General features: G+C 51.8%; 11 protein-coding genes and 1 pseudogene. 6 read left to right on the forward strand and 6 right to left on the reverse strand.

The window, feature by feature from the left end:
- Nucleotides 1–7: 7 nt before the first annotated feature.
- Complete coding sequence (locus WBL83_RS20400) at nucleotides 8–925, reverse strand: LysR family transcriptional regulator (RefSeq protein ID WP_424590904.1); 918 nt, start codon at nucleotides 923–925, stop codon at nucleotides 8–10.
- A 186-nt stretch (nucleotides 926–1,111) separates the two neighbouring features.
- Between WBL83_RS20400 and WBL83_RS20405 the strand changes: the two are divergent.
- Nucleotides 1,112–2,089, forward strand: a pseudogene (locus tag WBL83_RS20405) (NAD(P)H-dependent flavin oxidoreductase).
- 94 nt (nucleotides 2,090–2,183) lie between these two features.
- Here WBL83_RS20405 and WBL83_RS20410 read toward each other — a convergent pair.
- Nucleotides 2,184–3,377 carry an NAD(P)/FAD-dependent oxidoreductase gene (locus tag WBL83_RS20410; protein ID WP_424590838.1) on the reverse strand — a complete coding sequence of 398 codons (1,194 nt, stop codon included), beginning with the start codon at nucleotides 3,375–3,377 and terminating at the stop codon, nucleotides 2,184–2,186.
- 229 nt (nucleotides 3,378–3,606) lie between these two features.
- Here WBL83_RS20410 and pitA point away from each other — a divergent pair, with 229 nt between their 5' ends.
- Nucleotides 3,607–5,109: an inorganic phosphate transporter PitA gene (gene pitA, locus WBL83_RS20415; RefSeq protein ID WP_424590839.1), complete on the forward strand. Its 1,503-nt coding sequence runs from the start codon at nucleotides 3,607–3,609 to the stop codon at nucleotides 5,107–5,109.
- Nucleotides 5,110–5,354: 245 nt separating this feature from the next.
- On the opposite strand, the gene uspB is transcribed toward pitA, so the two are convergent.
- Nucleotides 5,355–5,690 carry a universal stress protein UspB gene (gene uspB / locus WBL83_RS20420; protein WP_183272359.1) on the reverse strand — a complete coding sequence of 112 codons (336 nt, stop codon included), beginning with the start codon at nucleotides 5,688–5,690 and terminating at the stop codon, nucleotides 5,355–5,357.
- A 489-nt stretch (nucleotides 5,691–6,179) separates the two neighbouring features.
- On the opposite strand from uspB, the gene uspA reads away from it, so the two are divergent.
- Complete coding sequence (gene uspA / locus WBL83_RS20425) at nucleotides 6,180–6,617, forward strand: universal stress protein UspA (RefSeq protein ID WP_424590840.1); 438 nt, start codon at nucleotides 6,180–6,182, stop codon at nucleotides 6,615–6,617.
- A gap of 236 nt (nucleotides 6,618–6,853) precedes the next feature.
- On the opposite strand, the gene rsmJ is transcribed toward uspA, so the two are convergent.
- Complete coding sequence (rsmJ, locus tag WBL83_RS20430; protein WP_424590841.1) at nucleotides 6,854–7,606, reverse strand: 16S rRNA (guanine(1516)-N(2))-methyltransferase RsmJ; 753 nt, start codon at nucleotides 7,604–7,606, stop codon at nucleotides 6,854–6,856.
- Nucleotides 7,607–7,614: 8 nt separating this feature from the next.
- Nucleotides 7,615–9,657, reverse strand: coding sequence for an oligopeptidase A (gene prlC, locus WBL83_RS20435; RefSeq protein WP_424590842.1), 2,043 nt, complete (start codon nucleotides 9,655–9,657; stop codon nucleotides 7,615–7,617).
- A 170-nt stretch (nucleotides 9,658–9,827) separates the two neighbouring features.
- Between prlC and WBL83_RS20440 the strand changes: the two genes are divergently transcribed.
- The 3 genes from WBL83_RS20440 to WBL83_RS20450 all read left to right on the forward strand — a co-directional run bounded on the left by WBL83_RS20440 (nucleotide 9,828) and on the right by WBL83_RS20450 (nucleotide 12,872).
- On the forward strand, nucleotides 9,828–10,670 hold the full coding sequence (locus WBL83_RS20440; RefSeq protein ID WP_424590843.1) for a 23S rRNA (adenine(2030)-N(6))-methyltransferase RlmJ: 843 nt from the start codon (nucleotides 9,828–9,830) through the stop codon (nucleotides 10,668–10,670).
- A 205-nt stretch (nucleotides 10,671–10,875) separates the two neighbouring features.
- Nucleotides 10,876–12,228 (forward strand): glutathione-disulfide reductase, encoded by a 1,353-nt coding sequence (gene gorA / locus WBL83_RS20445; RefSeq protein WP_424590844.1) that lies wholly within the window; start codon nucleotides 10,876–10,878, stop codon nucleotides 12,226–12,228.
- A gap of 311 nt (nucleotides 12,229–12,539) precedes the next feature.
- Nucleotides 12,540–12,872 carry a glycine zipper family protein gene (locus tag WBL83_RS20450; protein WP_424590845.1) on the forward strand — a complete coding sequence of 111 codons (333 nt, stop codon included), beginning with the start codon at nucleotides 12,540–12,542 and terminating at the stop codon, nucleotides 12,870–12,872.
- Between the two features lie 309 nt (nucleotides 12,873–13,181).
- Here the strand turns inward: WBL83_RS20450 and WBL83_RS20455 are convergent, their stop codons facing one another.
- Nucleotides 13,182–14,798 (reverse strand): STY4199 family HEPN domain-containing protein, encoded by a 1,617-nt coding sequence (locus WBL83_RS20455; RefSeq protein ID WP_424590846.1) that lies wholly within the window; start codon nucleotides 14,796–14,798, stop codon nucleotides 13,182–13,184.
- Between the last annotated feature and the right edge of the window lie 64 nt (nucleotides 14,799–14,862).

A 14,862-nucleotide genomic window follows, 5' to 3' on the forward strand; every position in this document is an offset into this window, starting at 1 on the left:
TGGATTGTCATTGCCCATTAGGGGTGAGATTAAAATTTGTTGCGTCATTTAATAACCGCTCTAACCACTCAGCAAATACGCGCACTTTGCGAGAAAGATGGCGGTGCGGATAAAGCAGTGACAATTTTCGCGGTGGAGCGGGATAGTCTGGCAATACTTCTGTCAGGCGACCGCTATCGAGAAAGGGCTGTAAAAAAACATTCATGCCTTGCAGCAGCCCGAGCCCGGCCAGACCTGCGGCAATATAGGCTTCGGAGTTATCCAGAACCAGTTTACCTGGGAGGAGGAGTTCTTCTGTCCCCGCCGCCGTCTGAAACGTCCACGGCATTATCTGGCGGCTGCTGCTGTTAATCCAGTTTACCGCTACATGTTGCTGCAAATCTTCCAGCGTTTCTGGCCTGCCACAGGCAGCAAGGTAATCCGGACTGGCGCAGGTCGTCATTTTAATCTTACCCATTGGCCGGGCAATATAGTCGCCATCTTCCAGCGCTCCCACGCGCAACACACAATCCAGTCCATCGCGAAGCATATCCTGCCGACGATCTGAGCTACTCAGGATGATTTCAATATCGGGATGCTGGCGGTAAAAATCCGGCAGATTTGGCACTACCAATAGAGCGGCAAACGCAATGGGCATATCCACCCGCAGCTGCCCGTGCAAAGCACGCTCGGGGGAAAATGACTCCAGTAAATCATCGGCTTGCGCCAGCAAAGGTTTGCTGCGGCGATAAAATTCTTCGCCTTCGGGGGTCAGGTTAATCCGCCGCGTGGTCCGTTGTAACAAGCGTACGCCACTCTGCTGTTCCAGTTGTTGCACCGCTTTGGTCACTGCGGGACGGTGTAATTGCAGATTTTCCGCCGCCTGAGTAAAGCTTCCTGATTCAACAATTTCGATAAAAATCTTAATAGATTCAAAAAGATTAATTTGCATAGCGGGCTTCTTTTGCAGGAGAGGGAACGCTTTTCAGCATAGATCGAATGACCGTATTGTTACTTATTTCGTAATAGTGATGAATTGTTTTCGCTATTTTTCCGAACAATTTAACTCCCTACACTGTGTCCATTCCGAAGCTTAAGCAGCCTCAACAAACATTTTTAAGGACACTCCGTCATGCAAAATAACCGTATCTGCCAGATTCTGGGCATCGAAAAACCTGTGATTCAGGGTCCTTTATCCTGGCTTACCGACGCCCGTTTAGTCGCCGCTGTCAGCAACGCCGGGGGGCTTGGCGTGCTGGGCCCAAACGCCGGTTTAACCGCTGAAACCGCGGTATCCACGCCGGAAGAAACCGCCGAAAAAATGCGTGAAGAAATTCGTAAAACCAAAAAACTGACCGAGAAACCTTTTGGCGTCAATCTCATCCCAACCCCTGAGAACGATATCTGGACACCGCCAATCATGCGGGTGATAAAAGAAGAAGCGGTGAAAGTGGTGGTCTATACGGGTTATGGCGATGGCGCGGTAATTCCGGCGCTGTTTGACGAGCTCAAAAACGCGGGCATCAGTATCATTTACCGCGATATCAATCCTACCCCGGAAAATACCCGACTTGCCGAAGCCGCGGGCGCAGACATTATTGTAGCCACCGGTTTTGATGAAGGAGGCACATTACCCGGTAAGGCTTTGGGGACATTTTCCATCGTCCCGCTGATTGCCGATGCCGTACAAAATGTCCCGGTGCTGGCGGCAGGAGGGATCACTGACGCTCGTACCGCCAGAGCAGCCCACGCCCTTGGGGCAAGCGGAGTGTTTGCAGGCTCGGTCTTCATCAGCACCGAAGAAAGCCGCGTACCTCAGTCCGTGAAAGACAAAATCATCCATTCCAACGGCCTGGATATGCTTCTGTTCCGTACCATGCCCGATTACTACCGCTCGCTGCCTGGCAAGCTGGCAGAAAAATTAGTCTAGATGGATAAAGCGGGAGCCAGTAACGAAGAACTGGGTAAAACGATGGGCGGTTTGCGTGGCTTACGTATCGGTATGCTCGAGGGAAATACCGATGAAGGCTATATCTCGCTGGGTACCAGCATCGGCAATATCCGGGATGTAAAAAGCGTTGCTGCAGTGGTTAATGAATTAGCGGTGTGACAGTTAGCCGTCGTTTACGGTGGGAATGCCTGTAAATTCGCTTTCAGAAAAGCCTGTCACTATGACAGGCTTTTTTAGGGATTTTATAGGTGATTCACTGACCAACCAAATCCTGCGCGCACGCCCACGCAGAGCTCCACGCCCACTGGAAATTATACCCACCTAACCAACCACTTACGTCCATCACTTCACCGATGAAATAGAGGCCGGGGACATTACGCGCTTCCATGGTACGTGAGCTGAGTTCGTTGGTGTCCACGCCGCCAAGCGTCACTTCAGCGGTGCGATAGCCCTCGGTGCCGTTGGGTTGCACACGCCAGGCTTGTAGCGTTTCGGTTAATGCAGTTTGTTGACGGGTATTAAGCTGTTTTAACGTGACATCTGGAATCTGCTCAAGCTGTTGCAGACACTCCACCAGGCGTTTTGGTAACACCATGGCCAGGGTATTTTTCAGGCTTTGATTCGGATGAGCCGTGCGCTGTTCGTTAAGCAGTTCATCCAGGTCGGTATCAGGAAGTAAGTTAACACTGACAAATTCACCCGGCTGCCAGTAGCTGGAAAGTTGCAATACCGCCGGGCCAGAAAGACCCCGGTGCGTAAAAAGCAAACTTTCGCGGAAGCTGACACCGTTTTCGGCAGTGATCACCGAAGGGACGGAGACACCAGACAGCACCTGCAACTGTTCGAGTAGCGGTTTGTGCAGCGTAAATGGCACCAAACCTGCGCGAGTCGGTAAAACTTTCAGCCCAAACTGCTCGGCAATTTTGTAGCCGAACGGTGTGGCGCCAAGGCCAGGCATCGAAAGCCCGCCTGTCGCGATGACCAGTTTTGCCGCTTGTACGGTGTCGCCATTTAACTGGATGGTGTAGCCGTTTTCATCACGTTCGATGCTTAGCACTTCGCTGCGCAGGCGCGTGGTAACTTGCCCTTTCTCACATTCAGCAACCAGCATATCGACAACTTGTTGTGCCGAATCATCGCAAAAAAGTTGGCCTAAGGTCTTCTCATGCCACGCAATACCATGTTTACCGACCATGTCGATAAAATCCCATTGGGTATAACGCGCCAGTGCAGATTTGCAAAAATGCGGGTTTTGGCTGAGATACGCCGCAGGCTCGATATAAAGATTAGTAAAGTTGCAGCGCCCGCCACCGGACATCAGGATTTTACGCCCCGGTTTTTTACCGTTATCGAGAAGCAACACTCGGCTACCCGCCTGCCCAGCCATCGCTGCGCAGAACATTCCTGCGGCACCCGCACCAATAATAACGGTATCAAACTTTCCCACGACCTACTCCCGACTATGCTTAGTGAAAGGAAGTGTAAAGATAGCGCGTTGGTCACACCAGCTAAAAGCGTCTTAACAATTGCAGGTGATTGAAAATAAATATGTAAATCTTTTCAATGTTTGACGAAGGACAGACAAACATCAAGAAAAGGCCATATTTCTGTTGGCGCATTACGGAGTTGTCTTACATAATGCGCCGCGTTCATGTCCTCACAATGGCGTAACGTCTATGGAATTTTTGTTTACCGGCCTGGATCTACATACCGGGCTATTGCTATTACTTGCCCTGGCATTTGTTCTCTTCTACGAAGCGATCAATGGCTTCCATGACACTGCGAATGCAGTGGCTACTGTTATTTATACACGTGCAATGCGATCGCAACTCGCGGTGGCAATGGCTGCGTTATTTAACTTCCTCGGCGTTCTGCTCGGTGGATTGAGTGTTGCGTATGCCATCGTGCATATGTTGCCAACCGATCTGCTGTTGAACGTAGGGTCCGCTCATGGCCTCGCCATGGTGTTCTCTATGTTGTTGGCCGCTATCATCTGGAACCTCGGCACCTGGTATTTTGGTCTGCCGGCCTCCAGCTCCCATACGCTTATCGGTGCCATTATTGGTATTGGTTTGACGAACGCACTGATGACCGGTACCTCGGTTGTTGATGCGCTGAACATCCCGAAAGTGATTGGGATTTTCATGTCGTTGATCCTTTCTCCCATCGTGGGTCTGGTGATTGCGGGCGGGTTAATCTTTTTGCTACGTCGCTACTGGAGCGGCACCAAGAAGCGCCGCCGTATCCACCTCACACCGGCTGAACGTGAAAAACAAGACGGCAAGAAAAAACCGCCATTCTGGACGCGTATCGCCCTGATTATCTCCGCTATTGGCGTGAGCTTCTCTCATGGTGCTAACGACGGGCAGAAAGGCATTGGTTTGATCATGCTAGTGCTGATTGGTGTGGCCCCTGCGGGCTTCGTGGTGAATATGAATGCTTCCGGCTACGACATTGCTCGTACTCGCGATGCCATCACCCACCTTGAGCAATATTACGCACTGCACGGTGATGTGATTAAGCATGTGGTTGATCTCAATCCGGCTATCCCAACCCCTGAAGAAGTGAAGGGCCAGGATAAACCTGCTGAGTTCCATTGCGATGCGAGCCGCGCCATGATTGCGGTCCAGCGGGCGAAAGAGCTGCTGGGCACTATCGACAGCTACGATAAGTTGAGCATTGAACAGCGTAGCCATATGCGCCGCCTGTTACTGTGCATCTCTGATACTTCAGAGAAAGTGGCTAATCTGCCGGAAACCAAACCGGACGATAAGCGCTTCCTGAAAGAGCTGAAAACTGACTTGCTGTATACCATTGAGTACGCACCAATCTGGATAATCATGGCGGTCGCGCTGGCGCTCGGCATTGGTACCATGATCGGCTGGCGTCGTGTGGCGACCACTATCGGTGAGAAGATTGGTAAGAAAGGCATGACCTATGCGCAGGGTATGTCCGCGCAGATGACAGCCGCCGTCTCCATCGGTATTGCGAGCTACACCGGTATGCCGGTTTCCACAACTCACGTGCTTTCTTCTTCCGTTGCGGGGACGATGGTGGTTGACGGTGGTGGTTTGCAGCGTAAAACGGTAACCAACATCCTGATGGCGTGGGTGTTTACTTTGCCGGTGTCGATTCTGCTGTCTGGTGGCTTGTACTGGATTTCACTGCACTTCATTTAAGCGTTTTGTCGGATGGCGCTTCGCTTATCCGACCTACAAACCATCATTAAATGTCGTCGTCCAAAACGACAAAAAGCGGGTCAGTTTACTGGCCCGCTTTTTTTATGTTTCCACCATACCTATACCCTAAATAATTCAAGTTGCAGAAAGGCGGCAAGTAAGCGAATCCCCAGGAGCTTACTAAAGTAAGTGACTGGGGTTCGTGAGCGCAGCCAATGCATCTGCTGCTTGAAGTATGACGGGTATCAGTGCCAAATCATCAAACCGATCAGGCTTATGACAACCAATCCACACAACGCGCTAGTCAAAATAAACTGGCGGCGCAGACGTTCACAGCGGCGGATAAACTCATCGTCGTGATGGTCAAGATAACGCTGCGCGTAGATATAGCTCACCAGCCGGATCTGTTTACTGGGCTGCCCGTGAGAGGTAAAAAAACCACCTCCGTCGACATACTGATAAAGCAACGGATCGCACCCGCGCAGTACCACCAGTAACGCGCGCAAAGATGAGTAATAACGCGCCATATTCACAACACAAACTACACAAAGCGCCCAAAAAAGCGCGACGGTGCTGATCATCATAATTCCCCCCCGGTGAAGCCCCAGTACATCACTCCAGGGCAACCTCTCACCCCGAAAACCAGAAAGACCGTTCAGCGAGCCCAAAAAGCCGATCCAGTTCACATTACTATACCCAATGGATATCGAGTTACAGGCAGGCGGCAAGAAATTGAGTCCCGATGAGCTTACACTAGTAAGTGATTCGGGCGATTGAACGCAGCCAACGCACATGCAACTCGAAAGACGAAGGGTATATTCCGGAACGGCTTATTTAATAGTGTAGGAGATCCGTTAATTTTTTCGCCACATCGTTAATCATTATCAAAGCGATAAAAGTCATTTAAGACTTAAATGTATAAAGCGGTGGCACATTGACGATATCTATCATTCGCTATAGGGTAGAAATATCATCTACAATTTAGGTCCTTACACGCGGGTAACAGCGATGAGGTGCATCGTGCTATCCGACCAGGCTGGTCATCGACAACTTATGGAAGGAGTAAAATTATGGCTTACAAACACATTTTGATCGCGGTAGACCTCTCCCCGGAGAGCAAAGTACTGGTGGAAAAAGCGGTTTCAATGGCTCGTCCATACAACGCGAAGGTTTCCCTGATTCATGTCGATGTAAATTACTCCGATCTCTATACCGGATTGATCGATGTAAATCTGGGCGATATGCAGAAACGCATTTCTGAAGAAACTCACAACGCACTGAGCGAATTGTCTACCGGTGCAGGTTATCCGATTACTGAAACCCTGAGTGGCAGCGGCGATCTGGGCCAGGTTCTGGTCGATGCCATTAAGAAATACGATATGGACTTAGTGGTCTGCGGCCACCACCAGGATTTCTGGAGCAAACTGATGTCATCTGCACGTCAGCTGATCAACACCGTTCACGTGGATATGTTGATTGTTCCTTTGCGTGACGAAGACGAAGACTAAGTTTAGAACGTTTGCCCTCACCCTAACCCTCTCCCCCAGGAGAGGGAATTGTATGGTGCCCCCTCTCCCTCAGCAGAGGGTATTGTATGTTTTCCCCCTCTCCCTCAGCAGAGGGTATTGTATGGTTCCACCTCTCCCTCAGCAGAGGGAATGGTATGTTTTCCCCCTCTCCCTCAGCAGAGGGAATTGTATGTTTTCCCCCTCTCCCTCAGGGAGAGGGTCGGGGTGAGGGTTGTTTAAACAGCCGTTCCTGAATAGATATCAAAGCGGTGCCCTTTGGTCACCACGGCGTTATGCGTTTCCACACCCGCCAACGGCGGTGCGTAATCCGGGCGTTTCACCACCACGCGCTTTGTTGCAAGCAGCCGGGCAGGCCCAAGCAGCCCATCGGCATCTTCATCCGGCCCCACCAGCGACTGGAACACTCGCATCTCTTTCTTCACCAGCGCACTTTTCTGCTTATGTGGGAACATCGGGTCGAGATACACCACTTCCGGACGCGGCGTAATGTCGCTTAATGCCGTCAGGCTCGAAGCGTGGATCAGTTGCAAGCGCTCTTGTAACCAGCCGCCGATTTCCGCGTCCTGATAACCGCGACGTAAACCGTCGTCGAGCAACGCCGCCACTACCGGATTGCGCTCAAGCATCCGCACCCGACATCCTACAGATGCCAGCACAAACGCATCGCGCCCTAATCCCGCCGTAGCATCCACCACATTGGGCAAATACCCGCTCTTAATCCCGACCGCTTTTGCCACGGCTTCACCGCGTCCTCCGCCAAACTTGCGGCGATGCGCCATGGCGCCTGAGACAAAATCGACAAAAATGCCGCCAAGCTTTGGCTCATCGCGCTTACGCAGCTCAAGATGTTCTGGCGTTAAGACCAACGCCATCAGGGACTCGTCATCGTGCTCGAGCCCCCAGCGTTCACTCAAAATAGATAAGGCGCCGGAGTCGGCGCCTGTTTCAGTTAATAGACAGATTTTCACAGAATAAATCAGCCTTTGATGCCGTAATGGGCCAGCATCGCATCCAGTTGAGGTTCGCGGCCACGGAAGCGTTTGAACAACTCCATTGGCTCTTCAGAACCGCCACGGGTCAGGATGTTATCAAGGAAAGATTGCCCGGTTTCGCGGTTGAAAATCCCTTCACTTTCAAAGCGCGAGAACGCATCTGCCGCCAGCACATCAGCCCATAGATAGCTGTAGTAACCCGCTGCATAACCGCCCGCAAAGATATGGCTGAATGCATGTGGGAAACGGCCCCACTTCGGCGATGGCACCACGGCAACCAGCTTCTTGATTTCATACAGCGTATCGAGCACTTTCGCGCCCTGCTCTGGATTAAATTCAGCATGCAGACGGAAGTCGAACAAGCCGAACTCAATCTGGCGCAGAATAAACAGTGCCGCCTGGTAGTTCTTGGCAGCCAGCATTTTATCCAGCAGCTCTTTTGGCAGTGGCTCGCCCGTTTCGTAATGACCAGAGATGAACGCCAGCGCTTCCGGCTCCCAGCACCAGTTTTCCATAAACTGGCTCGGCAGCTCGACGGCATCCCACGGCACACCGTTGATACCAGAAACACCCGCTGTTTCCACTTTAGTCAGCATGTGGTGCAAGCCGTGGCCGAACTCATGGAACAGCGTGATCACTTCGTCGTGAGTGAACAGCGCAGGCTTGCCATTCACCGGACGGTTAAAGTTACAGGTCAGGTAAGCGACTGGTTTTTGCAGCGAACCGTCGGCTTTACGCATCTGGCCTACGCAATCGTCCATCCACGCCCCACCGCGTTTGTTTTCACGGGCGTACAGGTCGAGGTAGAAACTGCCGCGCAGCTCGTTTTTCTCGTCATACAGCTCGAAGAAACGCACGTCAGAATGCCAGACGTCGATATCTTTACGCTCTTTCGCGGTGATGCCATAAATGCGTTTCACTACTTCGAACAGACCATTTACCGCGCGGTCTTCCGGGAAGTACGGGCGCAGTTGCTCATCGCTGATGCTGTACAAATGCTGCTTCTGTTTTTCGCTGTAATACGTGATGTCCCACGGCTCAAGCTCGGTAACATTGAATTCTTTTTTCGTAAATTCGCGCAGTTGTGCCAGTTCAGCTTCACCCTGTGGACGGGCGCGTTTAGCGAGATCGGTCAGGAACTCCAGCACTTGTTGCGGGTTTTCGGCCATTTTTGTGGCGAGCGATTTTTCCGCGTAGTTATCAAAGCCCAGCAGTTCCGCCAGTTCGTGGCGCAGCGCGAGGATTTCTTCCATCACCGGCGTGTTATCCCACTTGCCTGCGTTCGGGCCTTGATCGGAGGCGCGGGTCGCATAGGCGCGGTACATTTCTTCACGCAGTTCGCGGTTGTCGCAGTATGTAAGAACCGGCAAATAGCTTGGAATATCCAGCGTCAGCAGCCAGCCGTCTTGCTCTTTCGCTTCGGCTTGCGCACGTGCGGCTGCCATAGCGCTCTCCGGCATACCAGAAAGCTCGGCATCGTCGGTGATTAGTTTCGTCCAGCCTTGAGTCGCATCCAGTACGTTGTTGCTGTAGGTCGAACCCAGCTCAGACAAGCGCGCAGCGATTTCGCCATAACGCTTTTGTTTTTCTGCTGGCAAACCGATACCGGAAAGCTCGAAATCACGCAGGGCGTTATCTACCGCTTTCTTCTCGGCAATACTCAGATCCGCGTAAAACGCGCCATCACGCAGATTGCGATACGCCTGATACAGGCCTTCGTGCTGGCCTACCCAGGTGCTGTATTCAGACAGCAGCGGCAGCGTCTGTTCGTAAGCTTCACGCAGTTCCGGGCTGTTCTGTACGGAGTTCAAATGGCTCACTGGCGAGAAAATACGACCCAGACGGTCATCCACTTCAGCCAGTGGCTGGCAAAGATTTTCCCAGCGATAAGGTGCGCCCTGCGCGACCACACTTTCGACTTTCGCACGGCAATCATCCAGCGCTTGCTGCACAGCGGGGACAATATGTTCAGGTTTCAAAGCGGAAAACGGCGGCAGGTCGAAAGGCGTCAACAATGGATTGGTCATAAGCGCGGTTCCTGATATCTGATAAGTGGAGCGCGGCAGGCCGCGCTACAAAAGCAATACCCTTTAACATGAGGCTTAGTGTAGTTAATTTCAATGCCAGGCGGGGAGCATAAGGCTGTATACTGTGCAGAATAGTTGTTCTTCTTTTGTCTTTGGAAACCCTTCAAGCCATGCTCAGTTATCGCCACAGCTTTCACGCCGGCAACCATGCCGACGTACTGAAACATACCGTTCAATCTCTCATCATTGAATCGTTGAAAGAGAAGGATAAACCTTTTCTTTACCTCGACACGCATGCGGGAGCAGGCCGATACAAACTGAGCAGCGAGCACGCCGAGCGTACCGGTGAATATCTGGAAGGTATCAGCCGTATCTGGCAACACGATGATTTGCCAGCAGAACTTGAAGCGTACATTGGCGCGGTTAAAGCGTATAACCACGGCGGCCAACTGCGTTATTACCCAGGTTCCCCGCTGATTGCCCGCCAACTTCTGCGTGAACAAGACAGCCTGCAACTGACCGAACTGCACCCGTCTGATTTCCCGCTGCTGCGTTCTGAATTCCAGAAAGACAGCCGCGCGCGTGTTGAGCGTGCTGACGGTTATACCCAGTTGAAGTCCAAACTGCCGCCGGTTTCGCGTCGCGGTCTGATTCTTATCGACCCGCCGTATGAGATTAAAACCGACTACCAGGCCGTCGTCACCGGCATCAACGAAGGCTATAAGCGTTTTGCTACCGGCACTTACGCGCTGTGGTATCCGGTGGTTATGCGTCAGCAAATCAAACGTATGCTGCGCGAGCTGGAAGAAACCGGTATCCGCCGTATTCTGCAAATCGAGTTAGCCGTTCTCCCGGACAGCGACCGCCGTGGCATGACCGCTTCGGGCATGATTGTTATCAACCCGCCGTGGAAACTTGAGCAGCAAATGGCTAATGTACTGCCGTGGTTGCATAAAACACTGGTGCCTTCCGGCAACGGTTCAACAACATTGAGCTGGGTTGTTCCTGAGTAACCCCCCACTAAATAATTCGAGTTACTGGCAGGCGGCAAGAGAATGAATCCCCAGGAGCTTACATAAGTAAGTGACTGGGGTGAGTGAATGCAGCCAACACCCCTGTAACTTGAAGTATGACGTGGGGCTATCAGAGCTATCGGTGGAACCAATTTCTCGACGCGTTACAATTGCGCAAATTTTTTCGACTCAATAGGGAAACATCATGACCAAACATTATGACTACCTCGCCATTGGCGGCGGCAGCGGCGGTATTGCCTCCATTAACCGTGCGGCAATGTATGGGAAGAAATGCGCACTCATTGAGGCGAAAGAGTTAGGTGGCACCTGTGTCAACGTCGGTTGCGTGCCGAAAAAAGTGATGTGGCATGCGGCGCAAATCGCAGAAGCCATCCACAACTACGGCCCGGATTACGGCTTTGACACCACGGTGAATAAATTCGACTGGGACAAACTGATCGCCAGCCGCACCGCTTATATCGACCGCATCCACACCTCTTACGACAACGTGCTGGGTAAAAACAACGTTGACGTGATTCGTGGCTTTGCCAAATTTGTCGATGCGCACACGGTTGAAGTGAACGGCGAAACCATCACTGCCGACCACATTCTGATTGCGACCGGCGGCCGTCCAAGCCATCCGTCGATTCTAGGTGCGCAATTCGGTATTGATTCCGACGGTTTCTTTGAGCTGCCAGCGCTGCCAAAACGCATTGCGGTAGTCGGTGCGGGTTATATCGCCGTTGAAATCGCAGGCGTAGTGAACGCACTGGGTTCTGAAACTCACCTGTTCGTGCGCCAACACGCACCGCTGCGTACTTTTGATCCGCTGATTGTCGAAACGTTGCTGGAAGTGATTAACACCGAAGGCCCAACGCTGCACACCCACGCCGTGCCAAAAGCCGTTGAAAAGAATGCCGATGGCAGCCTGACTTTGCACCTGGAAGATGGCCGTTCGCAGACCGTCGATTGCCTGATTTGGGCGATTGGCCGCCAGCCAGCAACCGACAGCTTCAATCTGGGCGTGACCGGTGTGAAAACTAACGCCAAAGGCTACATTGAAGTCGATAAGTTCCAGAACACCAGCGTGCCGGGTATTTATGCTGTTGGCGATAACACCGGTGCCGTAGAACTGACGCCCGTTGCCGTTGCCGCTGGCCGTCGCCTGTCAGAGCGCCTGTTTAACAATAAGCCAGACGAGCATCTGGATTTCAGCAACGTCCCAACCGTGGTGTTCAGCCATCCGCCAATCGGCACTGTGGGTTTAACTGAGCCACAAGCGCGTGAGCAGTACGGCGACGACAACGTGAAGGTGTATAAATCCTCCTTCACCGCGATGTACACCGCTGTCACCTCTCACCGCCAGCCGTGCCGCATGAAGCTGGTATGTGCAGGTCCGGACGAGAAAATTGTCGGTATTCACGGCATTGGTTACGGCATGGATGAAATGCTGCAAGGTTTTGCGGTAGCACTGAAAATGGGTGCCACCAAGAAAGACTTCGACAACACCGTGGCGATTCACCCGACGGGTTCGGAAGAGTTCGTGACCATGCGCTGATGTGCGCTTTCGTCTTCTAAAGACGGGAAATAAATGACAGGCTGTGGATCCCAGGATCCGCAGCCTTTTTATTTACAGCGCTACGAAATATATATTTCAAACTATTTAGTTACATTTGGACGTAATTTCCGAACTTATACGCTTTCACTTATTGCTGTATTAATTTCTGTTTATTCCGTTGCTCCGCCGCGCATATTCTAGGAATTATCTCATGACCCAGGTATCTCACCTGGTTGATATACTTGCGGGTGCAGAATATTAAAATTGGAGCGCAGGTTATTGCGCATTTATATGTCCAGGAGGACAAGTTCTTGAAAAAATTCATTCCAGGTTTATTGATCTTATCATTCGCATTTTCCGGCAACGTATTGGCGCTTGATAAAACATCGGGTGGCGCACTCGCTGGCGCGGCAATTGGTGCAGCGACAGGTAAAAGCGTGAAAAGCACCGTCGGTGGCGCAGTGGTTGGCGGTGGTACTGGTGCGATGTTTAAGAGCGGAGACACCGGTAAAGCTGCACGTAAAGGTGGCGCAATTGGTGCCGCTGTGGGCGGCGTTGCGGCAGCAGCAACTGGCAACAGCGTGTTAAAAGGTGCTGCAGTCGGTGCCGGCGGTGGGGCATTGATCGGCGAAGCGTCTCACTGATCCTGAGTAAAAGAAAAAGCCTGAGATCGGCCGATCTCAGGCTTTTCATTTTGTCGGATGACGCTGCGCTTATCCGACCTACAAATGATTGAAACGTAGGGTGGATAAGCGCAGCGTCATCCGACAGCGAAATAATTGAAACGTAGGGTGGATAAGCGCAGCGTCATCCGACAGCGAAATAAATGAAACGTAGGGTGGATAAGCGCAGCGTCATCCGACAGCGAAATGATTGAAACGTAGGGTGGATAAGCGCAGCGTCATCCACCATTTTCGCCAATTATGTCATCAGTCCCAAACGAAACCAGCACATCACCGCATCGCGTCATAAATCGCTTTCTGAATCTCCATCGCACGTTTTTCATCGGTTTCTTCAGCGTCAGAATTGCGTTGCTGTTGCGCATTTAGCCGCAATTTTGCGCGGTCCACATCTTCTTTCTGCCGCTTGATAGCCTCAGGCGTACTACAAAAAGTTTGCAGGAATTGTTTGCGTGCAGAAGTGAGACTTTGCCCGTCGTTCATCGCCTGGCTGATGGTTCTGACCATGCGCCGACACGGACGCTCTTCATCCATTTGCGAGCGGTATTGCAACAACGTATTGAGCGCGTCGCGATAATCGCCCGCCAGTGCAGATTCGGTGTAATACACTTTCCAGTTCATTCCGCCCTGCATAAACAGGCGCACTACCGTGGAATCGCCCCGCTCAATGGCCGAGCGCAAATTTCCTTCTTCCCAGGTAATACCAATATTCGCCAGCTTTTCACGCGCACTCTGACTTAATGGGATTGAATCAACCACCGTCACTTTCGCCGGTTCACTTTTTGCCTGCGCGGGTTGACTGGTGATATCGCTCAGGAAATACATGCCGAAAATAGCGGTGCTAATCAGCGCCACGCCTGCCACGCACCACAACAGCATGCGCAGCGTTTCGCCGGTATCCTGTTTTCTTTTGGTGTGACGCAAATCGGGATGATCGATGGTGTCGCGCACCTCATCCGAATCACGTCCCGACAGTTGATATTTTTTCTGAGCAAGCTCTATAAATGCCTGCAGTTGAGCGTCATCAGCAGCCATAAAGGCGGCCGGATTGACTGTGGTTCGCCCTTCATCATAAGCACGCTGAATAGCCGCGCTGCTTTCCTGATAATAGCTATCCAACAAAGCGAGTTGCACTGAAGTGAGCGGCGGTTGTTGAAGGAGATGATTGCGAATTTCGCGTACGTCGTCGAGGAAGGTTTGTAGCGTTTTGCGTTGATCAATAAACAAACTTAACTGCGGCGTGCTCTGGATTATTTCAGCATAGTGGTTCGCAAACTCCTTTTTATCCACCACCATCAAAGCCAGCTCGCTAAACCGCATGCCGCTTAACACATCCCCCTGCTCGCCATGCTTTAACCAGCGGCGCACACCTTCGGCGCCAAACTGTTTTTTCAACTTATTCACCAGTTGCGACTGGCTGGGATAACTTTTATTAATCATCCCTTTGAGCATTAATTCCATTGCCCGCATCTGGCGCACAGCCTTTTGCTGCTCAGCTTCGCTGTTCTTATCGAGTTCGGTGGAATAACCCAGCAGTGGCTGCCTTAATCGCACCAGTTCGAGATAACTGACAAAACGCAGTGCGGCAATAAGCTGGTTATGGCTGATTTCCTGGCCACTTTCATATTGCGGCACCAGTTGTTGTAAATGGCGCAGCAGCAGAGTGAACTGCGAAATCTCGGCGTCATTGAGGTTTAACCGCTTTGCCACCGCCATCCAACTGCCGAGTGCCAGCCGGGCCTGCTCCAGTTGTTGGAAAAACCATTGAGGATCTTTGCCTTCGGAGGCTTTGATGGTGAGCAATGGCAGGATTTGTAATGACGCCTGGCGGCAAACACTCAGGCAAGTCTCAAACTTATCCCGCATCAGCAACTGTGCAGCGCTGGTCATGGTTTTCCTTTTTGGATAAGGCGCGCGTTCACGACGCCGTTACGCCGGATTTTAGCGTAATCAA

It is taken from the genome of Buttiauxella sp. (assembly GCF_049686335.1).
Lineage (GTDB): Bacteria > Pseudomonadota > Gammaproteobacteria > Enterobacterales > Enterobacteriaceae > Buttiauxella.

What these genes read in the sequence shown, in the direction of transcription:
- pitA (WP_424590839.1), top strand. Translation starts at nt 3,607, where the DNA reads ATGGAATTTTTGTTTACCGGCCTGGATCTACATACCGGGCTATTGCTA.
- uspB (WP_183272359.1), bottom strand. Translation starts at nt 5,690, where the DNA reads ATGATCAGCACCGTCGCGCTTTTTTGGGCGCTTTGTGTAGTTTGTGTT.
- uspA (WP_424590840.1), top strand. Translation starts at nt 6,180, where the DNA reads ATGGCTTACAAACACATTTTGATCGCGGTAGACCTCTCCCCGGAGAGC.
- prlC (WP_424590842.1), bottom strand. Translation starts at nt 9,657, where the DNA reads ATGACCAATCCATTGTTGACGCCTTTCGACCTGCCGCCGTTTTCCGCT.
- WBL83_RS20440 (WP_424590843.1), top strand. Translation starts at nt 9,828, where the DNA reads ATGCTCAGTTATCGCCACAGCTTTCACGCCGGCAACCATGCCGACGTA.
- gorA (WP_424590844.1), top strand. Translation starts at nt 10,876, where the DNA reads ATGACCAAACATTATGACTACCTCGCCATTGGCGGCGGCAGCGGCGGT.
- WBL83_RS20455 (WP_424590846.1), bottom strand. Translation starts at nt 14,798, where the DNA reads ATGACCAGCGCTGCACAGTTGCTGATGCGGGATAAGTTTGAGACTTGC.